Raw genomic sequence first — 26,289 nt, 5'->3', positions numbered from 1 at the left:
CCAAAGAAAAAGCGCCGCGCCCTTGCGGGTGCGGCGCTTGCGGTGCGCCTTAGGTGACGAGCTGCCGGGCCGTCAGTGGGTGACGCGGGTCACGCCGCCCGAGGACAGCAGCCGCACCCGTTCGCCGGGGCGGAAGGCTTCGTCGGCTTCCTGCGTGATCGCGCGCATCTCGCCGTTGTCCAGCCGCACGGTGATCTCCAGCGCGCGGCGCTGGTTGATCTTGTTCTCCGCCGCGCTGCCGGCGATGCCGCCCAGCACCGCGCCCAGAATGCCGGCCGCCACCGCGCCGTTGCCGCCGCCGATGGTGCTGCCCGCCGCGATGCCGCCGATGGCGCCGCCGGCCAGCGTGCCGGCGCCGCTCTGGTTGCCCTGGATGGTGACCTCGCGGATGCCTTCGACCACGCCGTAGCGCACGGTCTGCTCGCGCTGCGCCTGGCCGGTGCCGTAGACGCTGTTGGAATTGGATTGCGTGGCGCAGCCGGCCGCCAGGGTGGCGGCCAGGGCGGCCCCAAGGACGGCAAGCGTGCCGCCGCGTAGCTTGTTGTTCATCTCAGTTCCCGAAAAATTCGCCACGCGCCGGCCGCAGGTCAGGCGTAGCGGTACCCGAATGCAGACTGGAACCGGTTGCCGATTTCCTCGCGCGACAACCAGTGGTTCTGCGGACCCTGCTGCGCGATCTTGACCGACCCCATCAGCGATGCCAGGCGGCCGGTCGTTTCCCAGTCTAATCCGTTTTCAATGCCGTAGAGCAGGCCGCCGCGGAAGGCGTCGCCACAGCCGGTCGGGTCGACGATGCGCTCGGCCGCAACGGCCGGGATCGCGTGCTGGCGGCCATCGGCAAAGATGCTGGCGCCGCGTTCGCCGTGCGTGACGATGAAGGCACGGACCTTGGCGGCAACCTCGGCGCTGGTCCACGCGGTGCGGGACAGCAGGACCTGCGCCTCGTAGTCATTGACTGTCACGTAACTGGCGAGTTCAACGAACTCGCGGAGGTCGTCGCCGTTGAACAGCGGCATGGCCTGGCCCAGGTCGAAGATGAAGGGCACGCCGGCCTCGGCGAACTGGCGCGCATGGTGCAGCATGCCTTCGCGGCTGTCGGGCGCGACGATGCCAAGGCTCGGCGCCTGGGCGCCGCCCAGCGCTTGCTTGACATGGTTCAGCTGCGACTGGCTCATTGCGCCAGGGTGGAAGGCGGTGATCTGGTTGTTGTCCAGGTCGGTGGTGATCATCGCCTGCGCGGTGAAGGTCTCCGGCAGCACGCGGATGTGGCCGGTGGGGATCTCCAGCTTGCGCAGGTATTCCAGGTAGGGTTCGGCGTCGACGCCGACGGTGGCCATCACCACCGGATCGCCCCCCAGCATCTTCAGCGTATAGGCGATGTTGCCGGCGCAACCGCCGAACTCGCGGCGCATGCCGGGCACCAGGAACGAGACGTTCAGCATATGGATCTGGTCCGGCAGGATGTGTTCGCGGAAGCGTCCGTCGAACGTCATGATGGTGTCGTAGGCGACGGAGCCGCAGATCAGGCTGGCCATGCTCTCTCCAGGTGTCGGGGTGGTGTGGGTGGGTCGGAGCCCTTGCGGGCGGAATCAGTCATGCAGAAAACAGAAGCGGCCGCCCCGTGGTTGCGGGCGGCCGCTGACATCGCAGGCGCGCCGCCGGTTACTTCAGCGCGGCCAGGGCGGCGTCGTAGTCGGGCTCGGTCTTGATCTCGGGCACCAGCTGGCTGTACTTGACGGTGTCGTTCTCGTCGAGCACCACCACGGCGCGGGCGGTCACGCCGGCGAGCGGGCCGGTCTTGATGTCAACGCCATAGTTGCCCTTGAACTCGGCGCCGCGCATGGTCGACAGCGGCACCACGTTGGCCAGGCCTTCGGCGCTGCAGAAGCGGCCCATGGCGAACGGCAGGTCGGCGGAGATGGTCAGCACCACGGTGTTGGCCAGGCCGCTGGCTGCCTCGTTGAACTTGCGCGCGGATGCCTGGCACACCGGCGTATCCAGGCTCGGGACGATGTTCAGCACCTTGCGCTTGCCGGCGAAGTCGGCCAGCGTGACGTCCTTCAGGTCCTTGCCGACCAGCGAGAAGGCGGGCGCCTTGTCGCCGGCTTGCGGGAACTTGCCTGCGACTTCGATGGCGTTGCCGCCGAGGGTGACGTTGCTCATGTCTACTCCTTGATATCTGATGGATTTCCGGTTCGTGTCCGGAGCGGGGGGCGCGGCCTGCCGCCGGACTCGGATTCGGTCCGGCGGCGGGCCAGGAATTCAGGGGTAAAAAATCAGCACGCGATAGTTGGCTGGCGCCTGCTGCGTCCGGAATCGTACCCGAACCGGCAGCTCCATGCCCGCGCGCAAGCCCTGCGCGGCGAAGACCTGTTGCGACGGCTCCAGGTATTCCGCGGGCTGCAGCACCCGGCGCAGCAGCAGCTGGTCCTGCAGGTCGGTCATCACCAGTTCGATCGCCGGCAGCGCGGTGCTGGCGCGGCCCAGGTTGCGCAGCGTGACCGCCAGCAGGTAGGTGTCGCCGCCTTCATCCTGGCGCTGCAATTGCGAGGTCTCGATGCGCAGCGCGTCGATGTCGCGCCACGGCGGCACCGTGCAGCCCAGCGGTGCGCAGGCCGCCTCGAGTGCCGGGCGCAGCATCGGAAAGTGTCCGGCGAGCTGGCTGCGTCCCAGGTACGCCAGCTGCAACAGCGCGGCGATGGCGAGTACCACGGCGGCCACGCGCCAGGCAGCGCGCGGCACTGTGAGGGGCCGGCGCGGCTGGCGTTCGCGCTCGCGCTCGCGCGCGTGCCGCAGGAAGTCAGGGGCGAACACCGGGCCGGCCGGGGCTTCGGCGCGGACCCAGCGGCGCGTCGCCTGCTCGCGCGCGACGGCGCCGCCGGTGGCGCTGGCAATGGTGTCGGGACCGGCGGCGCGCGCTTCGTCCTGCTCGCCGATGCCGGGCAATGCGGTCGGCGGCGCGGCGGCCGGAGCCGGGTCAGCCGGGCGCGGCGCGTGATCCGGCCAGAGCGCGGCATCGGATGCCTCATCGGCCGATGCCGCGCGCAGGAATTCGCTCGCGCTGGGGATGGCGGCGGGGGCCGGTGCCGCGGGTTTCGCGGCCGGGCTATCGAGCGCGCCGTGATCGAGCGCCGGCCACGCGGTGGCCGGGGCGGGCGGCTGTGCCGGCGCCGGCGCCGCTTCGGCGACCGGGCCAGCAGCCTGGCGCTGCGCCTCGCGCGCATCGCGGTCGGCGACGGCTGCGTTGGCTTCGCGCAGCGCGCGCTCGATCTCGGCATCGTCCATGCCCGCCTGCGGCGGCGCGCCCATGTCCTCGGGCGACGACATCAGCATGGTCGGCGCATCGAGCGCAGGCACGTCGTAGCCGGGGTCGATGGTCGGGGTGAAGGCGGGAGTCGGGGCGTCCGTCGCTGGCGCCGATGCGGGCGGCGCCGTGGTTTCAGCGGCCGCGGCGGCAGGCGCGGGCGCGGCCGCCGGCTTCTGTGCCGAGGGCGCGGTGCTGCCCGCAGGCAGCGGAATCTCGATCAGGTGCTCGCGCGCGTCGAACACGGTTTCGCACTGGCCGCAGCGCACCAGTCCCTGGCGCAGGCGCAGCTGGTCGGCGACCAGCCGGAAGGCGGTGCGGCAGGCCGGGCAGCGCGTGACTAGCTTGACGGCGGCCATCGGTTGGATTCAGGGGCGGGTGCCGTGCAGGCAGACCCAGCCTTCCTCGCTGCGCCACACCGTCAGCGGCAGCCAGGGGGCGTAGGCCGCGGCCACTTCGTCGGCCTGGCGCTCGAGCACGCCGGACAGCACCAGCCGCCCGCCGGCGCGCACGCGCGCGCTCAGCATCGCGGCCATCAGCTTGAGCGGATTGGACAGGATATTGGCGACCACCAGGTCGTAGCTGGCTTCGGACACGGATTCCGGCAGCGCGAACGACGCCTCGACGCGGTTGCGTTCGGCGTTGTAGCGCGATGCTTCCACCGCGTTGGGGTCGATGTCGATGCCGACCGTGTCGCCCGCGCCGAGCTTGCGCGCCACGATCGCCAGGATGCCGGAGCCGCAGCCGTAGTCGAGCACGGTTTCGCTCGGCTTCAGGTTCTGCTCCAGCCACTGCATGCACAGCCGCGTGGTGGGATGGCTGCCGGTGCCGAAGGCCAGGCCCGGGTCCAGCTCAAGCACCACGGCGTCGGGCTCGGGCGCGTCGTGCCACGACGGCACCACCCAGATGCGCTCGCCCACGCGGATCGGCTCGAACTGCGATTGCGTCAGCCGCACCCAGTCCTGGTCCTCGACCGCGCGCAGCTGGTAAGCCGGCACCGGGTCGATGCCGAGCTGGTTGGCGGCGGCTGCCACCACCACGGCCGGGTCGGCGTCGTCGCCGAACAGCGCGACCACGCGCGAGCGGTTCCACGCGAGTTGCTTCGGTTCCAGCCCGGGCTCGCCGAACAACGGCTGCTCATCGGGCGTGTCGGCATCGGCGTCTTCCACCGAGACCGACAGCGCGCCGAGGTCGAACAGGGCGTCAGACCAGGCTTCGGCCTGGTCCTGCGCCACTTCGATCACACATTCCTGAAATGCCACGGGCTTCCTTCTGTTGCTGCGGGTTGCTCAGGCCGATGCTCAGGCCTTCGCGCGTTCTGCCAGGCGATGCTCGAGATAATGGATGCTGGTGCCGCCTTCGACGAAGTTGGCGTCCATCATCAGCTCGCGATGCAGCGGCACGTTGGTCTGGATGCCGTCGACCACCATCTCCGACAGGGCGATGCGCATGCGGGCGATGGCCTGCTCGCGCGTGGCGCCGTAGGTGATGATCTTGCCGATCATCGAATCGTAGTTGGGCGGGACGAAATAGCCATCATACGCGTGCGAGTCCACCCGCACACCGGGGCCGCCGGGCATGTGCCAGGCGGTGATGCGGCCCGGCGACGGCGTGAACTTGAACGGATCCTCGGCGTTCACGCGGCATTCGATCGCGTGGCCGCGGAACTGCACGTCCTTCTGGCGCAAGCGCAGCTTCTCGCCGAAGGCGATGCGGATCTGCTCCTGCACGATGTCGATGCCGGTGATCATCTCGGTGACCGGGTGCTCGACCTGCACGCGCGTGTTCATCTCGATGAAGTAGAACTCGTTGTTCTCGTACAGGAACTCGAAGGTGCCGGCGCCGCGGTAGCCCATCTTCTTGCAGGCCTCGGCGCAGCGGTCGCCGATGCGCTCGATCAGGCGGCGCGGGATATGCGGCGCGGGGGCTTCCTCGATCACCTTCTGGTGGCGGCGCTGCATCGAGCAGTCGCGCTCGCCCAGCCAGATGGCCTGCTTGTGCTGGTCGGCCAGGATCTGGATTTCCACATGGCGCGGGTTCTCGAGGAACTTCTCCATGTAGACCTCGGGATTGCCGAAGGCGCGGCCGGCTTCCTCGCGCGTCATGTTGACGGCGTTGATCAGCGCGGCTTCGGTATGCACCACGCGCATGCCGCGGCCGCCGCCGCCGCCGGCGGCCTTGATGATCACCGGGTAGCCGACGCGGCGCGCCGTTGCCAGGATTTCCTTGGGATCGTCGGGCAGCGCGCCGTCCGAGCCGGGCACGCACGGCACGCCGGCCTTGATCATGGCCTGCTTGGCCGAGACCTTGTCGCCCATCAGCCGGATGCTGTCGGCGGTCGGGCCGATAAAGACGAAGCCGGACTTCTCCACGCGCTCGGCAAAGTCCGAGTTCTCGGACAGGAAGCCGTAGCCGGGATGGATGGCCTGCGCGTCGGTCACCTCGGCGGCCGAGATGATGGCGGGCATGTTCAGGTACGACAGCGGCGACGGGGCCGGGCCGATGCAGACGGCTTCATCTGCCAGGCGCACGTACTTGGCCTCCTTGTCGGCCTCGGAGTACACCACGACCGTCTTGATGCCCAGTTCGCGGCAGGCGCGCTGGATGCGAAGAGCGATTTCGCCGCGGTTCGCGATCAGAATTTTTTCAAACATGGTCTCTCTCTGCGAGAACAGTAGCGGTCCCGCTGCGCGGCGCAATGGCACGCCGGGCGCGCTCCGTGGTGGCAGGTGGCCACCCGGGCCGCGATACTGCGGGAACTGCAGGGAACTGCACGGAACGGGCCGCGAAGCCCACAACGTCCCTGGCGCGGGAAGCGCCGTGGCATGCCGCGCGGGAGGGGCCGCAGTGGACCGCTTGCGCGGCCGGCCGCAGCCTCGGACCCGGCATGCCGGTCAGGATCAGCCGATCACGAACAGCGGCTGGCCGTATTCCACGGCCTGGCCGTTCTCGACCAGGATTTCCTTGATCACGCCGGCCTTGTCGCACTCGATCTCGTTGAGCAGCTTCATGGCTTCGATGATGCAGACGGTCTGGCCTTCCTTGACCGAGTCGCCGACGTTGACGAACGGTGCGGCGCCCGGCGACGGGGCACGGTAGAAGGTGCCCACCATCGGCGAGGTCACCACATGGCCGGCGGGCAGCTGGGCAACCGGCTCGGCCGCCGGTGCGGCGGCGCCGGCGGGGGCCGCGGCAGGCGCGGCGGGCAGGGCCTGCATCTGCGGCATGGCCATCGGCGCGGCGACGACTTGCGGCGGTTGCTTGACGATGCGTACCTTGCCGTCGCCTTCGGTGACTTCCAGCTCGGAGATGCCGGATTCGGCCACCAGGTCGATAAGCGTCTTCAGCTTGCGCAGGTCCATCTTTTTATCCTCCTGAATCGGGTTTTCCGCCGCTGCCCGGGACGGGCCGTGGCGGAACAATCGTTGTGCCGGCCACCGGAAATCCGCGCCCGCCGTGCCGAGGCACGCCAACGGGCGCAGGCCGCCGGGCGGCGCGCGCAGGTTGTCGAAAAAATCCTTGTGGGGGCTCAGCTCCCCGAACTCTCGGGTGGGGGCTGCTCCTGGCCCAGTACATAGTCCAGCGCCAGCAGGTAACCCTGCCAGCCAAGCCCGCAGACCACCCCGACCGCCACGTCCGAGAAATAGGAGTGGTGCCGGAAGCTTTCGCGCCGGTGCACGTTCGACAGGTGCACCTCGACGAACGGGATGGCCACGCCGGCCAGCGCATCGCGCAGCGCCACGCTGGTATGCGTGAAGGCGGCCGGGTTGATGATGATGAACTCGACCCCTTCCGCACGCGCGGCGTGGATGCGGTCGACCAGCGCCCCTTCGTGGTTGGACTGGAACGTCTCCAGCGACATGCCGGCTTTTGCCGCACGTTCGGCCAGCGCCGTATCGATATCGGCCAGCGTCGTGTGCCCGTAGGTCTCCGGCTCGCGCGTCCCCAGCAGGTTAAGGTTAGGCCCGTGCAGGACCAGCACCTTGCGGTAGCGGGGTGAGCGACGGATAGAGCGGGTTGCAGTCACGGCGGCTCGACCAGATCAACGAAATTGCGCGGAGATTACCGTAGCTTAGAGGGATTTGTCTAGCACGCGATACAGGGCTTGCCGCCGTGCGGCGCGCTCGTGGCGCTGTTTTGAGCACTTTCGTCAGATTCAGTCGCGCAGCGGTGACAAAAGCTTCGAAAAAACCGAAGTTGAGCGAAGTTGCTATCAGGAAAGCGTCAGGTGCGAGGCAGCACGGCGCGCAATTCGTCCGCCGTCACCCGGCCCATCTTGCGATACTTCACGGACCCGTCAGGGCTGATGACGACGGTGTAGGGCAATCCGCCGGCGCTGTTGCCAAAATTGCGCGACAGCTCGGTTCCGGCAAATCCAGCTACAGCTAGCGGGTACGCCACCGGCACCTTCTGGGTGAACTGCTGGATATTCGCCGCCGAATCGATGCCGATACCGACAAATTCCACCTGGCGCTGCTTGTACTCCTCATGCAGCGCGGTCAGCTCAGGCATTTCCTCGACGCACGGCCCGCACCACGGCGCCCAGAAGTTGACCACGACGGTCTTGCCACGCAGCTTGCCCAGATCGAGCTCCGTTCCGGCCGGATCCGGCAGGCGGGACTGAAACAAGGTTTCGACGGCGTGGTCGCTGGCGGGCTTGGGCGAGAACACGAAGTGCCCGGCCAGCGCACCAGCCGCGCAGGCGATCACGGCCACAACGATCCACAGCCAGAGGCGGGAGCGGCGAACGGGCGGGGCGACGGTTTCAGTCATGGAGGGGTTGAACCAGTAAATATACGGGGGCTTCAGGCACTGCCGGCGGCGTCCGTGGCATCCAGCAGCGCTTGCACGGCCTGCACATCGGCGCGTGCCGCGCGCCCGGAGGCGTCCGCCCGCACTGCGCCGCGTTCATCGACGGCATCATACAGTGCTATATGGATGCCGACTGGCGCACCCAGTTCCGCGCGCACCTCGCCCGCCAGCAGGCGCGCCTCGCGGCGATCTGGCCACTGGCCCTTCCACAGGAAGCTAAGCGTTTCGACCTCGCCGCGGCCGCCGAAGTGGCGGCTCTCGCTGGTTTCGAAGTCGACACCGGCGTTGATCAGGTGCAGCGCCGCGTCCTTGGCGCTGTCGCAGAAGCACTGCAGATAGATATCGGAGTGTTCCGTGGCGGTGCCGTTGAGCACGGCGCCCACCAGGTAGGGGCGGAACGGCGCCAGGTCCTGCATGGCCATCACCGCCAGCCGGCGCAGCAGCGCCAGCACGCGCGGCTGGCTGTCGGCGTGGAACAGCGCCTGGTAGGCGCGCACCTCGGCTTCGACCTGCTCGTTGTCGGGCAGCCATTCGCCGGGGACGCGTTGTTCGCCGAGCACCTGACGCGCGGCCTTGCGCTTGGCGGTGGCGTAGTCGGCACCGTCCTCGGCAATCATGCGGGCGGCGGCCTGGGCGATTTCCTCGCGCAGGCGGGTGGGGTCTGGGGCGGTACGTCGGGTCATGCCCCATGATACCGGAGGCGTCCGCGCACGCGCGGCGCGCGCTGCCGCAGTGCAGCGAAGGGCGCTGGCGCTCGGGTACAATCGGAGGCTTCCTGCCCGGCCGCCGCCGCTCCGCAAGGCTCCAGCCAGCCGCCGCGCCGCCGGGCCCGAATCCCCACGCCTGCGGGCTTCAAGTCATTCCGGGAACCCATGCATATTCATATCCTTGGCATCTGCGGCACCTTCATGGGCGGCCTGGCGGTGCTGGCCAAGCAGGCCGGCCACCGCGTCACCGGCTGCGATGCCAACGTTTATCCGCCGATGAGCACCCAGCTCGAAGCCCAGGGAATCGAACTGATCGAAGGCTTCGACCCAGCCCAGCTGGCGCTGGCGCCCGACCTGTTCGTGATCGGCAACGTGGTCTCGCGCGGCAATCCGCTGATGGAGGCCATCCTCGACCGCAACCTCCCTTATGTGTCGGGCCCGCAATGGCTGGGCGAGCACGTGCTGGCGCGCAAGTGGGTGCTGGCGGTGGCCGGGACGCACGGCAAGACCACCACCACCTCGATGCTGGCCTGGATCCTGGAAGATGCCGGCTACAACCCCGGCTTCCTGGTGGGCGGGGTGCCGCAGAACTTCGGCATCTCGGCGCGCGTGACCGAATCCGACTTCTTCGTGATCGAGGCCGACGAGTACGACACCGCGTTTTTCGACAAGCGCAGCAAGTTCGTCCACTATCGCCCGCGCACCGCCATCCTGAACAACCTGGAATACGATCACGCCGACATCTTCCCGGATCTGGCCGCGATCGAGACCCAGTTCCACCATCTGGTGCGCACCGTGCCGGGCCAGGGCCGGATCGTCGTCAATGGCGTGGAAGAGAGCCTGGCGCGGGTGCTGGAGCGCGGCTGCTGGAGCGAAGTCGAACAATTTGGTGTGGGGGACTGGCGCGAGAGCGACGCTGCCGGCACCGATGCGGCGCCGGGCAAGGATGCCTTCGACGTCTGGTTCGGCGACGCCGTCGCCGGCACCGTGGTCTGGGACCTGCAGGGCACCCATAACCGCATGAACGCGCTGGCCGCGATTGCCGCCGCGCGCCATGTCGGCGTGCCGGTCGCGCAGGCCATCGCGTCGCTGTCGCGCTTCGCCAACGTCAAGCGCCGCATGGAAGTGCGCGGCGTGGCCGGCGGCGTGACCGTCTATGACGATTTCGCCCACCATCCGACCGCGATCCAGACCACGCTGGACGGGCTGCGCCGCCGCGTCGGCAATGCCCGCATCCTGGCGGTGCTGGAGCCGCGCTCCAACACCATGAAGCTGGGCGTGATGAAGGCGCAGCTGCCGGCCAGCCTGGAGCAGGCCGACCTGGTGTTCGGCTACGGCGCCCCCGCCGGCAAGGACGCGCTGGGCTGGGACCTGGCCGAAGCGCTGGCGCCGCTGGGCGGCAAGGCCACCGCGTTCCAGGACCTTGGCGCGCTGGTGCAGGCCGTGCGCGCCGCGGCGCAGCCGGGCGACCAGGTGCTGGTGATGAGCAACGGCGGCTTCGGCGGCGTGCACCAGAAGCTGCTCGACGCGCTGGGCCAGCGCACGGCGGGCTGACCGGATCCACCGCCATGCTGCTGTATCTGCACGGATTCCGCTCTTCCCCGCAATCCTTCAAGGCCCGGCTGGTGCAGGCGCGCATGCGCGAGTGGGGCGTGGGCCGCTACTACGCCTGCCCCACGCTCAATGTCTCGCCGGCGCTGGCCATTGCCCAGGCCGAGGCGGCGATCCGCGCGGCGCAGGCGGGCGGCGACCAGGACATCGCCATCGTCGGCTCGTCGCTGGGCGGCTTCTATGCGCGCTGGCTGGGCGAGCGGCACGGCTGCAAGACGGTCTTGCTCAATCCCGCCATCCATCCCTGGACCGACCTCGAAAGCTATCTCGGCGAACAGCCGCTGTGGCACGGCGGCGGCTCGGTCACGGTCGAACGCCGCCACCTGCAGGAGCTGCTGGACCTGCGCGTGGACACCCTCACCCAGCCCGAACGCTATTACCTGATCGCGGCTACCGGCGACGAGGTGCTGGACTACCGCGAAATGGTCGATGCCTGCCCCGGCGCGAAGATCCGCGAGATCGAAGGCAGCGACCACGGCATCAGCGAATTTGCCGACTACGTCGACGATGTACTCTCGTTCTGCGGCTATGGCCCCGGCGGCAAGGTGCCGGCCGGCGCCGGCGCGGCATGAGCGCGCAGTCGGTGCGCCGCAGCGCCTGGAGCCCGCACCTGGCCTTCGACGCGGCCATTCCGCCCAACCTGCGGCGCTGGGTCACCGGCGATGACGGCTCGCTGACGGCGCGGCTGGTGGCCGCTTCCGCGCGCTTTCGCGTGGCGCGGCTGCTGCAGGCGCCGCGGCGCCCGCTTGCCGACGAATGGCAGGCGCTGGGCCAGCCCGACCGCACGCCCGCGCTGACGCGCGAGGTGCTGCTGGTCTGCGACGACATCCCCGCCGTGTTCGCCCACACCGTGGTGCGGCTGCGCCATGCGCGCCGCGACTGGCCGTTCCTGCGCGGGCTGGGCGAGCGCCCGCTGGGCGGGCGCCTGTTCGTCGATCCGGCAGTGCGGCGCGAGCCGTTCCAGTTTGCGCGGCTGCTGCCGCACCACCCGCTGCGCCAGGCGCTGCACCGCGTGCTGCCGGCCATGGCGGGCGTGCCGATGCTGACCGCGCGCCGCTCGGTGTTCCGGCGCGGCGGCGGCGTCATGCTCGTGACAGAAGTGTTCCTGCCAGACCTGCTGTCGCGGCCATCCCCGGGGACCGAGGCGGTACCGCATCCCAAATATATGCGGACGACAGACCGAAGCCCTGTTTCGACACACACTACCGAAATCAAGAAAGAGACCACGAGATGAAACTGCAGGGTCGGGTTGCCATCATCACCGGTGCCGCCGCCGGCATCGGCTTTGCCACCGCGCAGCGCTTTGCCGAAGACGGCGCCATCGTCGTGCTGTGCGACGTTCAGGAAGCGCGCGTGCGCGAGGCCGCCGGCAAGCTGGCGGCCACCGGCGCCACCGTCTCGGCCTACCGCGTCGACGTGACGCGCCGCGACGAGGTCGACGCCATGGTGGCGGCGGTGCTGGCCGCGCACGGCCGCGTCGATATCCTGGTCAACAACGCCGGCATCACCAAGGACGCGCGCCTGGCCAAGATGACCGAGGCCCAGTTCGACGCCGTCATCGACGTCAACCTGAAGGGCGTGTTCAACTGCGCGCAAGCCGTGGCCGGCTTGATGACCGAGCAGGGCAAGGGCGTGATCCTGAACGCCTCCAGCGTGGTCGGCCTGTACGGCAATTTCGGCCAGACCAACTATGCGGCCAGCAAGTTCGGCGTGATCGGCTTCACCAAGACCTGGGCGCGCGAGCTGGGCCCCAAGGGCGTGCGCGTGAACGCGGTGTGCCCGGGCTTCGTCAACACCGAGATCCTGCAGACCGTGCCGGACAAGGTGCTGGACGGCATGAAATCATCGTGCTGGCTGCGCCGGCTGGCCGAGCCCGCCGAGATCGCCAGCATCTACGCCTTCCTGGCCAGCGACGACGCCAGCTACGTCAACGGCGTGGCGATCGAGGCCAGCGGCGGCATGTCGCTCTGAGCCCGCCGGGTCCGCACCCGGGAGCGGCCGGACCGGGGTGCGGTATCATGCCAGGTCTCAGGCCGGGTCCTTGCGGCACGGCCGCTGGTGGGCCACAGGCCGCCGACAGGCACTCGCGCCCCGCACCCGTTCCCGTTCGCACACATTGATGTCCGGGTGCGCGCGGTGGCACCATTTCTCCCACAGGATCCGCTCCAGCGCTGGCCACAAGGCCGCCCGGCGCGGTTCCGCGCATAGTTGAAAGTACCGATCGATGCAGTTGCTGTTCGAAGAAGGCGGCGAGATCCGCGCCGGCACCGTGCTGAACCAGCAGGGCGAGGCCTACCAGGTGGAGCTGCCTGCCGGCAAGCGCACCAAGGTCAAGTCGCGCGACGTGCTGCTGCAGTTCGCGCAGCCGTCGGCGGCCGAGCTGGTGCGCCAGACCGGCGACATGGTGGCCGAGATCGACCTGGACTTCCTGTGGGAATGCGCGCCCGAGGCCGAATTCGGCTTTGCCGAGCTGGCCGCCGAATACTACGGGGCCGAGCCCGGCGCGGTGCAGCAGGCGGCGCTGGCGATGGCGCTGCATGGCAACCCGGTGTACTTCCGCCGCAAGGGGCGCGGCCGCTACCAGCGCGCGCCCGAAGACCAGCTCAAGGCCGCGCTCGCCGCGCTCGAGCGCAAGCGCCAGCAGGCGCTGGTGCAGGCCGAATATGAGGAACAGCTCAAGGCGCTGACGCTGCCGGAATCGTTCCGCAACAAGGTGCTGCAGCTGCTGTTCAAGCCGGACAAGAACAGCCTGGAATACAAGGCCATGGACGCGGCCTGCACCGCGCTCGGCATGAGCCCGATGCGGCTGATGGTGGCCGCCGGCGGCGTCGCCAGCGCGCGCGCGCTGCACGAGGCCAAGTTCCTCGCCGAGTGCTTCCCCAAGGGCACCGGCTTTCCCGATACCGACGTGCCCGAGCCGCCCGCCGACCTGCCGCTGGCGGACGTCGAGGCCTTCTCCATCGACGACGTCACCACCACCGAGATCGACGACGCGCTGTCCGTGACCCGGCTGCCCGACGGCAAGCTGCGCATCGGCATCCATATCGCCGCGCCGGCACTGGGCATCCGCCGCGGCGAGCCGCTCGACGCGGTCGCGCGCCAGCGCCTGTCGACGGTCTACTTCCCGGGCGACAAGATCACCATGCTGCCGGACCCGGTGGTCGAGCGCTACACGCTGCAGGAAGGGCGAACCTGTCCCGCGCTGTCGCTGTACGTGACGGTGGACCCGACCGTGTGGCTGGTCACCGGCAGCGAGACCCGCGCCGAGCTGGTGCCGATCGCCGCCAACCTGCGCCATAACCTGCTGGATGAGGTCATCACCGAGGCCTCGCTTGCCGAAGGCACCGGCGACTACCCGTTCCGCGACGCGCTGACGCAGCTGTGGCACTTTGCCGGCTCCCTGTACGACGAGCGCCAGAAGGCGCGCCTGGCCAGCGGCCTGCGTCCAGAGACTCACAACCGCGCGGACTTCAATTTCTACCTGGACGACCAGGCCGACGGCAGCCAGCGCGTGCGCATCGAGCAGCGCAAGCGCGGCTCGCCGCTGGACAAGATCGTGGCCGAGATGATGATCCTGGCCAACAGCACCTGGGGCAAGCTGCTGGCCGACCATGGCGTGCCGGGCATCTACCGCACGCAGAAGGCCTGGGGCATGCACCGCACGCGCATGCAGACCTACCCGGCGCCGCACGAAGGGCTGGGCGTGGCGCAGTACGCGTGGAGCACCTCGCCGCTGCGCCGCTATGTCGACCTGGTCAACCAGTGGCAGATCCTGGCGGTGGCCCAGCACGGCGTGACCGCCAAGCTGGTGGCGCCGTTCAAGCCCAAGGACGCCGACCTGCTGGCCGCGGTGGCGGACTTTGAAGGCACCTACGCCGCCTATGCCGACCACCAGTCGACCATGGAGCGCTACTGGTGCCTGCGCTGGCTCAAGCAGGAGAACCGCGAGCGCATGGTGGCCTCGGTGCTCAAGGAAGGCGCGGTGCGCTTTACCGAGATCCCGCTGGTCACGCGCGTGCCCGAGCTGGTGCAGGCGCAGCGCGGCACCCAGGTGCTGCTGGAAATCGGCGAGACCGACGAGATCACGCTGGAGGTCTCGTGCCGGGTGCTGGAAATCTTTGCCGGTGAAGGCGAAGTGCCCGAAGAAGAGCTGGAAAGCGACGAGGAAGCCGCTGAATTGTCCGCCGAAGCCGCTGCCGACGTGGCGGCCGAGGAAGCCGCCGAGCAGGCCACGGGCGTGGCCGATCCGGAGCCGGCCGAAGCCGGCGCCGAAGATGCCGCCGACGAGGCCGGCGAGCCGTCGGGCGAGCGCGACACCGGCGCCCCCGCGGCCGGCTGAAGCCTTCGGAAATCCGCGGGGCTCCCTTACAATGCGGGTCTGATCCGGGGCCCGTGGCCCCGCTCTGCCAGCCGGCACCGGCCGGTGCCGCCGCGGTTGTCCGCCGAGCCCTCATCCATCCATCGTGAACGCCACTCTTGCCGCTTCCCGCCCCTGGTGGCATGCCAGGTGGCACCACAGCAGTATGCTGGCCCGGGCGCTGGCCATTTCCGTGGCCGTGCACGCGCTGCTGCTGATGGTGCGGGTGGCCGCGCCGGAAGTCTTCGAGATCAAGCGCAGCGATGCCGCGCTGGACGTGGTGCTGGTCAATGCCAAGTCGGCGCAGAAGCCGCGCAACCCGACCGCGCTGGCGCAGGCCAACCTGGACGGCGGCGGCGACCATGACCTGCAGCGCGCCACCACGCCGCTGCCGGCGCAGACCCTGACGCAGGAGGGCGACCTGGTGCGCCAGGTGCAGCGCCGGGTCGAGCAGCTGGAACAGGAGCAGCAGCGCCTGCTGACCCAGGCGCGCGAAGCTGCGCCCGCGGTGCGCAACCAGCCGCTCAAGCCCGGCGAGAAACGCCAGGACACGCCGCAGCGCGGCCAGGACGAGCGCACCTCCACCGACGAAATGGCCAGGCTGGAAGCCGAGATCGGCCGCAACCTGGACCACTACGCCAAGCGGCCCAAGCGTTTCCAGCTGACCGCCACCAGCGCGCAGGCAGTCGACTACGCGCAGTACTACGACCGGCTGCGCCGCAAGATCGAGGCGCGCGGCACCACCGACTTCCCGCAGCGCAACGGCAAGCCGCTCTATGGCCAGCTGATCCTGGTGATCAACGTCAACCGGCAGGGCAAGCTGGGCTACAACCGCGACGGCTACAACGTCGATGCCATCGACGTGGTCAAGAGCTCGGGCGATCCCGCGCTGGACCGCCAGGCGGTGGCGATCGTGCGCGCGGCCGCGCCGTTCGGCGCCTTTACCGCCGAGATGACGTCGCGCCAGGACATCCTCGAAGTCATATCCACTTTCAAGTTTTCGCGCAGCGGGCTGGAAACCCGCTTGCAGGCACGCTGATGACATCCACTGACCCTTCCCAAGCCAGCCCCGACCGCTATGTGGTGATCGGCAACCCGGTCGCGCACAGCCGTTCGCCGGCCATCCACGCCGCCTTCGCGCGCCAGACCGGCGAGGCCGTGCAGTACGACCGGCTGGAGGCGCCGCTGGACGGGTTTGCCGACACCGTGCGCAAGTTCTTTGCCGACGGCGGCTACGGCTGCAACGTGACCGTGCCGTTCAAGCTGGAGGCCTATGACCTGGCCGACCAGCTGACCGAACGCGCCGAGGCCGCCGGCGCGGTCAACACGCTGTGGATCGAAGAGGGCCTGGTCCATGGCGACAATACCGACGGCATCGGCCTGGTGCGCGATATCCAGGACAATCTCGATACGCTGATCGAAGGCAAGCGCGTGCTGCTGCTGGGCGCCGGCGGCGCGGCGATGGGCGCGATGCTGCCGCTGATCGAATGCCGTCCCTCGCGCATCGTGGTGGCCAACCGCACCGCGTCGCGCGCCAGCGACATGCTCGAAGAATTCGTCGAGGCGGCCGACCAGTATGGCGTCGAGCTGTGGGGCGGCGGCCTCGATGCGCTCGAGGGCCTGTCCGAGGACGAAGCCGTCGACGTGGTCATCAATGCCTCGTCCAGCAGCCTGCACGGCGAGGTGCCGCCGGTGCCCGAGTTCCTGCTCGGTGAGGGCGTGCTGGCCTACGACATGATGTACGGCGCCGAGCCCACCGTGTTCCTGCAGTTCGCCGCGCGCTGCGGCGCGCGCGCGAGCGACGGCCTGGGCATGCTGGTCGAGCAGGCCGCCGAGGCCTTCTACATCTGGCGCGGCGTGCGTCCGCGCACCGCACCCGTGCTGGCCGAGCTGCGCGCCGCGCTGCAGGCCGAACGCAAGGGCTGACCGGGGCGCCGCCAGCCGTGGCCAACCGCAAGCGCACGGCCAGTGCCGCCCGCACCCACGCGGCGCCGGCCCGCGCCGTCTTCAATCCGGTGCGCTGGCTCGGCTACCTGCTGGGCTGCGTGGCCGCCGGCGTGGTGGCGATGCAGCTGTACTTCTTCGTGCAGATCGCCAGCTGGCAGTACCTGAATCCCACCACCACCACCTTCATGCGCGCCGAGCGCTGGCGCCTGTGCGGCATCAATGTGTGGAACTGCGGCCTCGACCGGCAGTGGGTGCCGTACGACCGCATCTCGCGCAACCTCAAGCGCGCGGTGATCGCCAGCGAGGACGCCGATTTCGTCAACCATCCCGGCTATGAGCTGGACGCCATGCTCGATGCCTGGGAGCGCAACAAGAAGCGCGGCCGCATCGTGCGCGGCGGTTCCACCATCACGCAGCAGCTGGCCAAGAACCTGTTCCTGTCGTCCGAGCAGCATTACCTGCGCAAGGGCCAGGAGCTGGCGATCACCTGGATGCTCGAATTCTGGCTCGACAAGCAGCGCATCTACGAGATCTACCTGAATTCGGTGGAGTGGGGCGAGGGCGTGTTCGGCGCGCAGGCCGCGGCGCAGCATTACTTCCGCACCAGCGCCGACAAGCTCAGCGTGGGCCAGTCGGCGCGCCTGGCGGCGGCGCTCCCGGCGCCCAAGTGCTTCGACAAGAAGGAATACTGCGCCAACGTGCGCGTGAACTTCCGCGCCAAGGCGGGCATCATCGCGCGTCGGATGGGGGCGGCAACGCTGCCGGACTGAGGCCGCGGGCCTCAGCTCAACCACCCCTTCCTGCGGAAATACACCAGCGGGATCGCCGCCGACACCGCCATCAGCGCAATCGCCCACGGATACCCGGCACCCCAGTCCAGCTCCGGCATGAACTTGAAGTTCATGCCGTAGATGCTGGCGATCAGCGTGGGCGGCATCAGCGCCACCGACACCACCGAGAACAGCTTGATGATCTTGTTCTGGTTGATGTTGATGAAACCGACGGTGGCGTCCATCAGGAAGTTGATCTTGTCGAACAGGAACGCGGTGTGGTTCTCGATCGAGTCGATGTCGCGCAGGATCTGGCGCGCCTCGTCCTGCTGCTCGGCCGACAACAGCTGGCTGCGCATCAGGAAGGACACCGCGCGGCGCGTGTCCATCACGTTGCGGCGGATGCGTCCGTTCAGGTCTTCCTCGCGCGCGATGGTTTCCAGCACGTCGGCCGCGGCGGCATCGGTCACGTTCTCGGCCAGCACGCGGCGGCTGGCTTCTTCCAGCCGTTCGTAGACTTCCTCGATCGAGTCGGCCGAGTATTCCGCGTCGGTCGCGTACAGGTCCATCAGCACGTCCTTGGCGTTGCGCACCGAGCCCGGGCGCATGCGGGCGCGCAGCCGCACCAGGCGGAACACCGGCAGGTCTTCGTCGTGGATGGAGAACAGCACGTCCTTGGTCAGCACGAAGGCCACGCGCACGTTGCGCGACACCTCTTCCTCGTCGAGCAGGAAGTCGGTGCGGATATGGATATTCTCGTCCTCGCCCTCGAAATAACGCGCGGACGCTTCCAGGTCGCCCAGGTCTTCCAGTTCGGGAAGGGCGACGCCATAGGCTTCCTTGATCCAGTTCAGTTCCTCGTCGTCGGGATTGACGACATCGATCCAGATCGGCTTGTGCTGCAGCAGCTCATTGCGCTCGTCGACCTGCTCCTGGGCAAGCCGGCCTTTTTGCAGGACGAACAGGTTGATCATCCCCGGGATTCCTTATTGCTGATTGCGACGAAAAACAAAGACAAGCGCGAAGACAAGCGCAGGCGGCTCGCCGCATTCCCAGGTATTGCGTCATGCCCCGTCATGGCCCGGCGGCAAGCCGCGCAAGGCCGGGCCACGGGCAAGCGTGATCGCGCTGTGCCGCGGCTGCGCGGGGCAGGCGGACAAGGCGATGGCGTTTGCCTGGGTTGGCTGGCTAGCCGGGAGAGGGAAGATCCGCCACGGTTGGCGCGCATGGAGGCGCCGCCGGTGGCATGGAAAGACACTCGCCCGCAGTTCTGACTGCGGGCAAGGCCGACGAGGCGCGGAGCCGGATGCTCCGGGCGGGTCGTCGTTACGCAGCCCGCAGTGACATGGCATTCGCAGACGTCGCAGCGTTGCTGCGGCAACTCGAACACCCGATGCTACTGCCCACGTAATTTCTCCGGGATTGTGATGGCCGCGAGTGTAGCCCAACGGAGGGTGGCTTGTTAAGTGAAATCTCCGCGACGGGGTTGTGCCGTTGCCGCCTGGCGGTCCCGGCACGCGCCGCGGGCCTCAGCCCGCCACGCCGCGCAGCCGGCGCCACAACAGCGGCGCCAGCATCACCGAGGACAGCGCCAGGAACATCAGCACGATGGCGGCGTAGTCCTGCCAGTGCGGCTGCTCGCCCAGCAGCCACATCCCCGAGAACACGCCCACCACCGGGATGAACATGATCGACAGGCTCGACACCACCGGCGGCAGGCTGCGCGCCAGCCCGAACCAGACCAGGTGGCAGAAGGCGAAGACCACCACCGCGTTGTAGGCGATCGCGGCCCATTCGATCGCGGTGGGCATGCGCCAGCCGTCTTCCAGCAGCAGCGAGCCCAGCGCCAGGAACGGCAGCGTCACCGCCAGCATCCAGAAAGTCATGGCGCCGATCGGCACGTCGGTCTGGGTGCGCTTCATCAGCTGGGTGCCGAAGCCCCAGCCGGCCGCGGCCAGCAGCATCAGCAGCGTGCCGGCGGGGCTGCCGGTCAGCGCGGCCAGCTCGCCCGACAGCAGCAGCACCGTGCCCGCCAGCGCGCAGCCGATGCCCAGCCAGGCCCACGCGCCGATGCGCTCGCGGAAGAACACCAGGCCCCAGACCACCGCCCAGATCGGCATGGTGTAGCCGAGGATGGCGGCGCGGCCGGACGACAGCATCTTGACCGCGCAGATCGCGAACAGGTGCCAGATCACCATATTGGGCAGCGCCAGCCGGATCACCGTGCCCCATTCGCGCCGCGGCACCGCCAGCGAATCGCCGCGCAGCCGCAGCGCCAGCCCCAGCGCCACCAGGCCGCCGGCCATGCACAGCAGGCGGAAGCCCATTGCCGGAAAATGCGCCACGCCGATTTTCATGATGGGCCAGTTGATGCCCCAGGCCAGCGTGAGCACGACAAGCAGGAAGAGACCGCGGCGATCGAGAGACATGACGGGACGCGGCTGTGCGGGATGCCGCGCATTGTTTTGAGAGGAAGCGCAAAACGATAGCACGCAGCGGGTAAAATTGCCGAAAGCGACATATGCTGCAGGGATGAAAGGTTTTCACGCCGCTGCGGCCAACCGCGCCGGCCGAGCCCATCGGCCTACGATGGCCCCTTCAATGAGGCGCCGGCGCCACCAGGACACTCCGAGTACCCATGACTTTCACCGAGCAGCTTGCTGCCGCCTGGCAGCGCAACGATTCCCTCCTGTGCGTCGGGCTCGATCCTGACCCGCACAAGCTTCCTCTGTCGCTGACCGGAGCGGGCGGCGCCATCTTCTCGTTCTGCCGCGAGATCGTCGACGCCACCGCCGACCTGGTCTGCGCCTTCAAGCCGCAGATCGCCTACTTCCATTCGCAGCGCGCCGAAGACCAGCTCGAACAGCTGATCCACTATATCCACGACGCCCACCCCGGCATCCCGGTGATCCTGGACGCCAAGCGCGGCGACATCGGCTCGACCGCCGAGCACTATGCGCTGGAAGCCTTCGAGCGCTACCAGGCCGATGCCGTCACGGTCAGCCCGTATATGGGCTTCGACTCGATGCAGCCCTACCTGGCCTACCCGGACCGCGGCGTGATCGTGCTGTGCCGCACCTCCAACCCCGGGGGGTCGGACGTGCAGTTCCTGCAGGTCGACGGCAAGCCGCTGTACCAGCTGGTGGCCGAGGCCGCGCGCGAGCGCTGGAACACCACCGGCCAGATCGGCCTGGTGGTCGGGGCGACCTTCCCCAACGAGATTGCGCGGGTGCGCCAGATCGTCGGCGACATGCCGCTGCTGATTCCCGGCATCGGCGCCCAGGGCGGCGACATCGAGGCCACGGTGAAGGCCGGGCGCACCGCTGACGGCACCGGCATGATGATCAATTCGTCGCGCGCCATCCTCTATGCCAGCCGCGAGAAAGACTTCGCCTCGGCGGCGCGCCAGGTCGCAATGCAGACGCGCGAGACCATCAACCGCTATCGGCACGGCTGAGCGCTGGTCCAGAACAAAAAACCGCGCCCGGAACGGCGCGGTTTTTTATTGGGTGCGTGGAAGAAGGGCGCCGAAGCTTGCGGAAGGCCCCTCTCAGGCCTCGTTGCGGATCAGTTCCAGCAGCCCGCGCATCGCGTGTTCGGCCGCCTGGCGGCGGATCTGGCCGCGGTCGCCGCGAAAGCGCTGGGTTTCGGTACGGGTGGTGATGCGGTTGCTCCAGCCGAAGCACACCATGCCCACCGGTTTCTCGGGGGTGCCTCCGTTCGGTCCCGCCACGCCGGTGATCGACAGCGCCACCTGCGCGCGGCTGTTCAGCAGCGCGCCTTCGGCCATGGCGCGCGCGACCTCCTCGCTGACCGCGCCGTGATCGCGGATCAGCCTCGCGGGCACGCCCAGCATGGTCGACTTGGCTTCGTTGGAATACGTGACAAAGCCGCGCTCGAACCAGCCCGACGAGCCGGACACGTCGGTAATGGCAGCGGCGACCAGGCCGCCGGTGCAGGATTCGGCGGTGGCCAGCATCAGGGATTTGTCGGCGAGGGCGACGCCGGCCTGGATGGCGAGCTGGTCGAGCAGGCGGCTGACGGACATGATCGGTGCAGGGGTGGTTATCGGGAAATCAGGCAGGGATCGGCGTGCATGGCTGGCGACGGGCGTTTGCCGCTCAGAACGAGCGCCACAAGGCAAACACCAGCAGCGTGTAGAACGCGGCGAAGATGTCGTCGAACATCACGCCGAAGCCGCCGCGCAGGCCCGGGCCTTTCAACGTGCGGTCATAGTGGCCGATCGGCGCCGGCTTGGCGATATCGAACAGCCGGAACCACAGGAAGGCGGCGAACTGGCCCCAGAAGCCGGTCGGCATGACAAAGGCCAGCACCAGCCAGAACGCAACGATCTCGTCCCAGACCATGCTGCCGTGGTCGTGCACGCCCATGTCGCGCGCGGTGCGGGCGCACGCCCACAGGCCCACGACGAAACCGCCGGCGATGATCCACAGCCAGCTGGCGGGCTCGATCCACAGCGAAATCACCACGAACGACAGCCACGCGTAGAGCGTGCCCACGGTGCCGGGACCGACCGGCGACAGGCCCGAACCGAAGCCGAAGGCGATCAGGTGCGCCGGATGGGCCAGCATGAAGCGCGCGCTCGGGCGCGTGACCTTGACGGTCTGGCCGGCTTCCAGGGTCAGGGCGGGGTCGCGCGGCGCGGCCCCGGGAGGGAAGGTGGACATCAAAGTTGGCTCGTGTGGTGCGGATACCGCTTATGGTTATGGCCGGCTTGCGCTGCGATGCGTGCGGGACTCCCGTTCCCGCGCAGGCGCCGATGCCGGCATCATGACATGCCTGTGACCCGGTGTCAGGGGGCGGCGAAGTGGTCGAAGCTGGCGCCCTCGTAGCGGGTCGGGTTGCCGGCGCGGTCGACCAGCCGCAGGCCGGGCTCGGGCGTGATCGTGCCGACACGCGTCAGCGGCAGCGCCAGCCGCTCGCCGATCGCGGCAATGGCGTCGCGGTGGCCGACGGGGGCGGTAAAGCACAGTTCATAGTCGTCGCCGCCGGCCAGCACGCATTCGCGCTGGATGGCGTCGGGCTGGCCGGCCAGCACCGCCGAGCGCGGCAGGGCATCGACATCGACCAGCGCGCCCACCTGCGAGCGCGCCAGGATATGGCCGAGGTCGCCGACCAGACCATCGGAGATATCCAGTGCAGCATGCGCCACGCCGCGCAACGCCATGCCAAGTGCCACGCGTGGCGTCGGCGTGTCCATGCGGGGCCGCACCTGGCTGAATTCGGGTTCGGGCAGCAGCCATTCGCCGCGGCAGTCGCCCAGCGCCAGCCGCGCATCGCCCAGCGTGCCGGAGATCCAGATATCGTCGCCGGGGCGCGCGGCGTCGCGGCGCAGCGCCGCCCGCAGCGGCACGTCGCCGAATACCGTCAGCGACAGCGTCAGCGGGCCGCGCGTGGTATCGCCCCCCACCAGTTCGCAGCCGTGTGCATCGGCCAGCGCCAGCATGCCGCCGGCCAGTTCGGCGAGCCAGTCGGGCTCCGCCTCGGGCAGTGCCAGTGCCAGCGTGAAGGCGCGCGGCTCGGCGCCCATCGCGGCGAGGTCGGACAGGTTCACGGCCAGCGCCTTGTGGCCGAGCGCGCGCGGCGCCACGTCAGGGAAGAAATGCCGGCCGCTGACTAGCATGTCGGTGCTGATGGCGAGGTGGTGGCCGGGGCGTCCCTCGATCAGCGCGCAGTCATCGCCCACGCCGAGTGCGGCCTTGCGCACCGGGCGTGTGAAATAGCGGCGGATCAGGTCGAATTCGGAAAGCTGGGCGGGCTGGGCGTTGGGCATTTAGAGGTGCCCGGGGCGGGCGGAGGGCGTGACGGCGATTTTTCGATGGAGATATCTGGTATTTGCCGGCCGATCTGGCAGCGGGCGCGCCGCGTCAGCATGGCGCGCAGCCGGCATTTCAGCAAGATACTGCCGCGCATCTCAGCCATGACTGCCATGCGCTGCGCCGCTTGCGCACGCGGGCGCTACGCTTGCTGGTGTTGCCCCGGAGGATGGGGCATATTGTACCGAATCGCAAAGGTGCCCCAAGCAAAAGGCTTATTGTGAAATAGTTTTTCACTATATAAAATGCTGGGTTCCAAAGGAAGAGAAGGGCGGACGCGTGGAGCCGGTCCGCCGATCGTCCCCCGCCTTGTCAATGACGGCTCCACCGATTGGAAGATGCGCCGATGACCAGCCCACAGTCCCCGTCCCAAGACGATCTGAAACAGCAGCAGCGCGAGGCGCTGCGCAAAGCGGCGCTCGAGTACCACGAGTTTCCCACTCCCGGCAAGATCTCGGTCACGCCGACCAAGCCGCTGTCGAACCAGCGCGACCTAGCGCTGGCTTATTCGCCCGGCGTGGCCGCGGCCTGTGAAGAAATCGTTGCTGACCCGGCCAACTCGTTCCGCTACACCGCGCGCGGCAACCTGGTCGCGGTGATCACCAACGGCACCGCCGTGCTGGGCCTGGGCGACATTGGCGCCGCGGCCTCCAAGCCGGTGATGGAGGGCAAGGGCGGGCTGTTCAAGAAGTTTGCCGGCATCGACGTGTTCGATATCGAAGTCGACGAGAAGGATCCGGAAAAGCTGGTCCAGATCATCGCCGCGCTCGAGCCCACCTTCGGCGGCATCAACCTGGAAGACATCAAGGCACCGGAGTGCTTCTACGTCGAGCGCAAGCTGCGCGAGAAGATGAAGATCCCGGTCTTCCATGACGACCAGCACGGTACCGCCATCGTGGTGGCCGCCGCCGTCATCAACGGCCTGAAGGTGGTCGGCAAGGATATCGCCAAGGTCAAGCTGGTTGCCTCCGGCGCCGGCGCGGCCGCGCTGGCCTGCCTGGACCTGCTGGTCGACATCGGCCTGCCCATCGAGAACATCTGGGTGACCGACCTGGCCGGCGTGGTCTATGAGGGCCGTACCGAGCTGATGGACCCTGAAAAGGCCCGCTTCTCGCAAAAGACCGACAAGCGCAAGCTGGGTGAAGTGATCGACGGCGCCGACATCTTCCTGGGCCTGTCCGCGGCGGGCGTGCTCAAGCAGGACATGGTCCAGCGCATGGCCGACAAGCCGCTGGTGCTGGCGCTGGCCAACCCGAACCCGGAAATCTCGCCGGAACTGGTCAAGGAAGTGCGCCCGGACGCGGTGATGGCCACCGGCCGCACCGACTACCCGAACCAGGTCAACAACGTCCTGTGCTTCCCGTTCATCTTCCGCGGGGCGCTGGACTGCGGCGCCACCACCATCACGCGCGAGATGGAAATCGCCGCGGCCAATGCGCTGGCCGAACTGGCGCGCCAGGAGCAGAGCGACATCGTCGCCACCGCCTACGGCATTCAGGACCTGTCGTTCGGCCCTGAATACCTGATTCCGAAGCCGTTCGACCCGCGCCTGATCGTCAAGGTCGCGCCGGCCGTGGCCGAAGCCGCGATGAAGTCCGGCGTCGCCGCGCGCCCGATCGAGGACATGGACGCGTACCGCCTGCAGCTGCAGCAGTTCGTGTACCACTCCGGCACGGTGATGAAGCCGATCTACGCCGCCGCGCGCAAGGTCGAGATGGAGAAGAAGCGCATCGTCTTCGCCGAGGGCGAGGAAGAGCGCGTGCTGCGCGCCGTGCAGGTGATCGTCGACGAAAAGCTGGCCAACCCGATCCTGATCGGCCGCCCCGCCGTGCTGCAGCACCGCATCGAGCGCTTCGGCCTGCGCCTGCGCGCCGGCGTCGACTTCACCGTGGTCAACCCGGAGCACGACGAGCGCTTCCGCGACTATTCCGACGCCTACTACCGCATGATGGCCCGCCAGGGCATCACGCCGCAGTACGCCAAGCTGGAAATGCGCCGCCGCACCACGCTGATCGGCGCGATGCTGGTGCACAAGGGCGAGGCCGACGGCATGATCTGCGGCACCGTCAGCAACACCGCGGCGCACCTGCGCTATATCGACCAGGTGCTGGGCGGCACCAACAAGGTCTATGCGGCGATGAACGGCCTGGTGCTGCCGGGCCGCCAGATCTTCCTGGTGGACACCCATGTCAACGTCGACCCCAGCGCCGAGGAACTGGCCGCGATCACGCTGATGGCCGCCGAAGAGCTGAAGCGCTTCGGCATCGAGCCCAAGGTCGGCCTGCTGTCGCATTCCAACTTCGGCTCGTCCGAGGCCCCTTCGGCACGCAAGATGCGCGAAACCCTCGCCATCCTGCGCGAGCAGGCCCCCGAGCTGGAGATCGACGGCGAGATGCACGGCGACTGCGCGCTCGACCAGAAGCTGCGCGACCAGCTGGTGCCGGACGGCACGCTCAAGGGCGAAGCCAACCTGCTGGTGTGCCCGAACATCGACGCCGCCAATATCTCGTACAACCTGCTCAAGGTTGCCGCGGGCAACAACGTGGCGATCGGTCCGATCCTGCTGGGCGTGAAGGCGCCGGTCCACATCCTGACGCCGTCGGCGACGGTGCGCCGCATCGTCAACATGACGTCGCTGGTGGTGGTGGACGCTGCCGCCAAGCGTTAAGCCGATTGCCTGGCCCCGCGCGGGCCAATGTGACGGAAAGCCGGGTTCGCCCGGCTTTTTTTGTCACGGAACACCGGCGGTTAGTATGCGCACACATACGCTTAACATACTGAAACAATTGAAGAAATCGCGCTGCAGCAGAGGCGGGATTGATTAATTGCGTGCATGCGCGTAACCTTACGCCTTTGATACAGGCGCTCGCCATGAGCGCCCCGGTGCGGCCGGCATTCCTCGCGCGACGCTTCAGCAGCGCAGAGGGGCAGGCCAGGGTGGCCC

Annotated in this window: 25 protein-coding genes; 10 read left to right on the top strand and 15 right to left on the bottom strand. The window is 68.5% G+C overall.

Annotated features, from left to right (window positions below):
- Positions 1-72: 72 nt before the first annotated feature.
- From CBM2594_RS14270 to CBM2594_RS14225, 10 genes are all read right to left on the bottom strand, one after another.
- Positions 73-549 carry a hypothetical protein gene (locus CBM2594_RS14270; RefSeq protein WP_116357392.1) on the bottom strand — a complete coding sequence of 159 codons (477 nt, stop codon included), beginning with the start codon at positions 547-549 and terminating at the stop codon, positions 73-75.
- 38 nt (positions 550-587) lie between these two features.
- Positions 588-1,535 (bottom strand): carbohydrate kinase family protein, encoded by a 948-nt coding sequence (locus CBM2594_RS14265; protein WP_116357391.1) that lies wholly within the window; start codon positions 1,533-1,535, stop codon positions 588-590.
- A gap of 127 nt (positions 1,536-1,662) precedes the next feature.
- Positions 1,663-2,163, bottom strand: a complete 501-nt coding sequence (gene tpx / locus CBM2594_RS14260; RefSeq protein WP_111519157.1) for a thiol peroxidase — start codon at positions 2,161-2,163, stop codon at positions 1,663-1,665.
- Between the two features lie 99 nt (positions 2,164-2,262).
- Positions 2,263-3,663 (bottom strand): DUF3426 domain-containing protein, encoded by a 1,401-nt coding sequence (locus CBM2594_RS14255; RefSeq protein ID WP_116357390.1) that lies wholly within the window; start codon positions 3,661-3,663, stop codon positions 2,263-2,265.
- A 9-nt stretch (positions 3,664-3,672) separates the two neighbouring features.
- Positions 3,673-4,566, bottom strand: a complete 894-nt coding sequence (prmA, locus tag CBM2594_RS14250; protein ID WP_116357389.1) for a 50S ribosomal protein L11 methyltransferase — start codon at positions 4,564-4,566, stop codon at positions 3,673-3,675.
- A 39-nt stretch (positions 4,567-4,605) separates the two neighbouring features.
- Positions 4,606-5,958, bottom strand: a complete 1,353-nt coding sequence (accC, locus tag CBM2594_RS14245) for an acetyl-CoA carboxylase biotin carboxylase subunit (RefSeq protein ID WP_116357388.1) — start codon at positions 5,956-5,958, stop codon at positions 4,606-4,608.
- A 246-nt stretch (positions 5,959-6,204) separates the two neighbouring features.
- Positions 6,205-6,666 (bottom strand): acetyl-CoA carboxylase biotin carboxyl carrier protein, encoded by a 462-nt coding sequence (gene accB / locus CBM2594_RS14240; RefSeq protein WP_116357387.1) that lies wholly within the window; start codon positions 6,664-6,666, stop codon positions 6,205-6,207.
- 167 nt (positions 6,667-6,833) lie between these two features.
- Positions 6,834-7,331, bottom strand: coding sequence for a type II 3-dehydroquinate dehydratase (gene aroQ / locus CBM2594_RS14235; protein WP_116357386.1), 498 nt, complete (start codon positions 7,329-7,331; stop codon positions 6,834-6,836).
- Positions 7,332-7,528: 197 nt separating this feature from the next.
- A complete protein-coding gene (locus tag CBM2594_RS14230; protein WP_116357385.1) occupies positions 7,529-8,077 on the bottom strand; it encodes a TlpA family protein disulfide reductase in 549 nt (182 codons plus the stop codon).
- A 32-nt stretch (positions 8,078-8,109) separates the two neighbouring features.
- Positions 8,110-8,799 carry a UDP-N-acetylmuramate--alanine ligase gene (locus tag CBM2594_RS14225; RefSeq protein WP_116357384.1) on the bottom strand — a complete coding sequence of 230 codons (690 nt, stop codon included), beginning with the start codon at positions 8,797-8,799 and terminating at the stop codon, positions 8,110-8,112.
- 189 nt (positions 8,800-8,988) lie between these two features.
- Between CBM2594_RS14225 and mpl the strand changes: the two genes are divergently transcribed.
- From mpl to mtgA, 8 genes are all read left to right on the top strand, one after another.
- On the top strand, positions 8,989-10,377 hold the full coding sequence (gene mpl / locus CBM2594_RS14220) for a UDP-N-acetylmuramate:L-alanyl-gamma-D-glutamyl-meso-diaminopimelate ligase (RefSeq protein WP_116357383.1): 1,389 nt from the start codon (positions 8,989-8,991) through the stop codon (positions 10,375-10,377).
- 14 nt (positions 10,378-10,391) lie between these two features.
- Positions 10,392-11,006 carry a YqiA/YcfP family alpha/beta fold hydrolase gene (locus CBM2594_RS14215; protein ID WP_116357382.1) on the top strand — a complete coding sequence of 205 codons (615 nt, stop codon included), beginning with the start codon at positions 10,392-10,394 and terminating at the stop codon, positions 11,004-11,006.
- Positions 11,003-11,668: a chorismate--pyruvate lyase family protein gene (locus tag CBM2594_RS14210; protein ID WP_116357381.1), complete on the top strand. Its 666-nt coding sequence runs from the start codon at positions 11,003-11,005 to the stop codon at positions 11,666-11,668. The genes CBM2594_RS14215 and CBM2594_RS14210 overlap by 4 nt, the downstream gene beginning before the upstream one ends.
- A complete protein-coding gene (fabG, locus tag CBM2594_RS14205; protein ID WP_116357380.1) occupies positions 11,665-12,405 on the top strand; it encodes a 3-oxoacyl-ACP reductase FabG in 741 nt (246 codons plus the stop codon). Before CBM2594_RS14210 ends, fabG begins: the two co-directional genes overlap by 4 nt.
- Positions 12,406-12,658: 253 nt before the next feature.
- On the top strand, positions 12,659-14,773 hold the full coding sequence (locus tag CBM2594_RS14200; protein ID WP_116357379.1) for a ribonuclease catalytic domain-containing protein: 2,115 nt from the start codon (positions 12,659-12,661) through the stop codon (positions 14,771-14,773).
- A 124-nt stretch (positions 14,774-14,897) separates the two neighbouring features.
- Complete coding sequence (locus CBM2594_RS14195) at positions 14,898-15,830, top strand: energy transducer TonB (RefSeq protein WP_116357378.1); 933 nt, start codon at positions 14,898-14,900, stop codon at positions 15,828-15,830.
- Positions 15,830-16,717 (top strand): shikimate dehydrogenase, encoded by an 888-nt coding sequence (gene aroE / locus CBM2594_RS14190; RefSeq protein WP_116357377.1) that lies wholly within the window; start codon positions 15,830-15,832, stop codon positions 16,715-16,717. The genes CBM2594_RS14195 and aroE overlap by 1 nt, the downstream gene beginning before the upstream one ends.
- 89 nt (positions 16,718-16,806) lie before the next feature.
- On the top strand, positions 16,807-17,508 hold the full coding sequence (gene mtgA / locus CBM2594_RS14185; protein WP_116357790.1) for a monofunctional biosynthetic peptidoglycan transglycosylase: 702 nt from the start codon (positions 16,807-16,809) through the stop codon (positions 17,506-17,508).
- 11 nt (positions 17,509-17,519) lie between these two features.
- Here mtgA and corA read toward each other — a convergent pair whose 3' ends face one another.
- Together corA and CBM2594_RS14175 are read right to left on the bottom strand one after the other, a co-directional pair.
- Positions 17,520-18,482, bottom strand: a complete 963-nt coding sequence (gene corA, locus CBM2594_RS14180; RefSeq protein WP_012353861.1) for a magnesium/cobalt transporter CorA — start codon at positions 18,480-18,482, stop codon at positions 17,520-17,522.
- 555 nt (positions 18,483-19,037) lie between these two features.
- Positions 19,038-19,937 (bottom strand): DMT family transporter, encoded by a 900-nt coding sequence (locus CBM2594_RS14175; protein WP_116357376.1) that lies wholly within the window; start codon positions 19,935-19,937, stop codon positions 19,038-19,040.
- Between the two features lie 209 nt (positions 19,938-20,146).
- On the opposite strand from CBM2594_RS14175, the gene pyrF reads away from it, so the two are divergent.
- Positions 20,147-20,965 carry an orotidine-5'-phosphate decarboxylase gene (gene pyrF, locus CBM2594_RS14170; RefSeq protein ID WP_116357375.1) on the top strand — a complete coding sequence of 273 codons (819 nt, stop codon included), beginning with the start codon at positions 20,147-20,149 and terminating at the stop codon, positions 20,963-20,965.
- Between the two features lie 93 nt (positions 20,966-21,058).
- Here pyrF and CBM2594_RS14165 read toward each other — a convergent pair whose 3' ends face one another.
- From CBM2594_RS14165 to thiL, 3 genes are all read right to left on the bottom strand, one after another.
- Positions 21,059-21,556, bottom strand: coding sequence for a CinA family protein (locus CBM2594_RS14165; RefSeq protein WP_116357374.1), 498 nt, complete (start codon positions 21,554-21,556; stop codon positions 21,059-21,061).
- 73 nt (positions 21,557-21,629) lie between these two features.
- Positions 21,630-22,196 (bottom strand): phosphatidylglycerophosphatase A family protein, encoded by a 567-nt coding sequence (locus CBM2594_RS14160; protein WP_116357373.1) that lies wholly within the window; start codon positions 22,194-22,196, stop codon positions 21,630-21,632.
- A 125-nt stretch (positions 22,197-22,321) separates the two neighbouring features.
- Positions 22,322-23,302 (bottom strand): thiamine-phosphate kinase, encoded by a 981-nt coding sequence (gene thiL / locus CBM2594_RS14155; protein WP_116357372.1) that lies wholly within the window; start codon positions 23,300-23,302, stop codon positions 22,322-22,324.
- 389 nt (positions 23,303-23,691) lie between these two features.
- On the opposite strand from thiL, the gene CBM2594_RS14150 reads away from it, so the two are divergent.
- Entirely contained in the window at positions 23,692-26,013 is a 2,322-nt protein-coding gene (locus CBM2594_RS14150) for an NADP-dependent malic enzyme (protein ID WP_116357371.1), read from the top strand.
- Positions 26,014-26,289 lie beyond the last annotated feature (276 nt).

The organism is Cupriavidus taiwanensis (assembly GCF_900249755.1).
In the GTDB taxonomy this organism is placed as follows: Bacteria; Pseudomonadota; Gammaproteobacteria; order Burkholderiales; family Burkholderiaceae; genus Cupriavidus; species Cupriavidus taiwanensis_D.
The sequence above is the reverse complement of the archived record's forward strand: the minus strand, read 5'-3'. Positions and strand labels throughout refer to the sequence as shown.

Bases quoted from the DNA above. Each gene is read 5' to 3' on its own strand.
- CBM2594_RS14165 (WP_116357374.1), bottom strand. From the start codon at position 21,556: ATGTCCGTCAGCCGCCTGCTCGACCAGCTCGCCATCCAGGCCGGCGTC.
- tpx (WP_111519157.1), bottom strand. From the start codon at position 2,163: ATGAGCAACGTCACCCTCGGCGGCAACGCCATCGAAGTCGCAGGCAAG.
- CBM2594_RS14215 (WP_116357382.1), top strand. From the start codon at position 10,392: ATGCTGCTGTATCTGCACGGATTCCGCTCTTCCCCGCAATCCTTCAAG.
- aroE (WP_116357377.1), top strand. From the start codon at position 15,830: ATGACATCCACTGACCCTTCCCAAGCCAGCCCCGACCGCTATGTGGTG.
- CBM2594_RS14175 (WP_116357376.1), bottom strand. From the start codon at position 19,937: ATGTCTCTCGATCGCCGCGGTCTCTTCCTGCTTGTCGTGCTCACGCTG.
- CBM2594_RS14225 (WP_116357384.1), bottom strand. From the start codon at position 8,799: ATGACCCGACGTACCGCCCCAGACCCCACCCGCCTGCGCGAGGAAATC.
- thiL (WP_116357372.1), bottom strand. From the start codon at position 23,302: ATGCCCAACGCCCAGCCCGCCCAGCTTTCCGAATTCGACCTGATCCGC.
- CBM2594_RS14265 (WP_116357391.1), bottom strand. From the start codon at position 1,535: ATGGCCAGCCTGATCTGCGGCTCCGTCGCCTACGACACCATCATGACG.
- pyrF (WP_116357375.1), top strand. From the start codon at position 20,147: ATGACTTTCACCGAGCAGCTTGCTGCCGCCTGGCAGCGCAACGATTCC.
- mpl (WP_116357383.1), top strand. From the start codon at position 8,989: ATGCATATTCATATCCTTGGCATCTGCGGCACCTTCATGGGCGGCCTG.
- CBM2594_RS14230 (WP_116357385.1), bottom strand. From the start codon at position 8,077: ATGACTGAAACCGTCGCCCCGCCCGTTCGCCGCTCCCGCCTCTGGCTG.
- corA (WP_012353861.1), bottom strand. From the start codon at position 18,482: ATGATCAACCTGTTCGTCCTGCAAAAAGGCCGGCTTGCCCAGGAGCAG.
- CBM2594_RS14200 (WP_116357379.1), top strand. From the start codon at position 12,659: ATGCAGTTGCTGTTCGAAGAAGGCGGCGAGATCCGCGCCGGCACCGTG.
- CBM2594_RS14150 (WP_116357371.1), top strand. From the start codon at position 23,692: ATGACCAGCCCACAGTCCCCGTCCCAAGACGATCTGAAACAGCAGCAG.
- accC (WP_116357388.1), bottom strand. From the start codon at position 5,958: ATGTTTGAAAAAATTCTGATCGCGAACCGCGGCGAAATCGCTCTTCGC.
- CBM2594_RS14160 (WP_116357373.1), bottom strand. From the start codon at position 22,196: ATGTCCACCTTCCCTCCCGGGGCCGCGCCGCGCGACCCCGCCCTGACC.
- CBM2594_RS14270 (WP_116357392.1), bottom strand. From the start codon at position 549: ATGAACAACAAGCTACGCGGCGGCACGCTTGCCGTCCTTGGGGCCGCC.
- CBM2594_RS14255 (WP_116357390.1), bottom strand. From the start codon at position 3,663: ATGGCCGCCGTCAAGCTAGTCACGCGCTGCCCGGCCTGCCGCACCGCC.
- accB (WP_116357387.1), bottom strand. From the start codon at position 6,666: ATGGACCTGCGCAAGCTGAAGACGCTTATCGACCTGGTGGCCGAATCC.
- CBM2594_RS14210 (WP_116357381.1), top strand. From the start codon at position 11,003: ATGAGCGCGCAGTCGGTGCGCCGCAGCGCCTGGAGCCCGCACCTGGCC.
- fabG (WP_116357380.1), top strand. From the start codon at position 11,665: ATGAAACTGCAGGGTCGGGTTGCCATCATCACCGGTGCCGCCGCCGGC.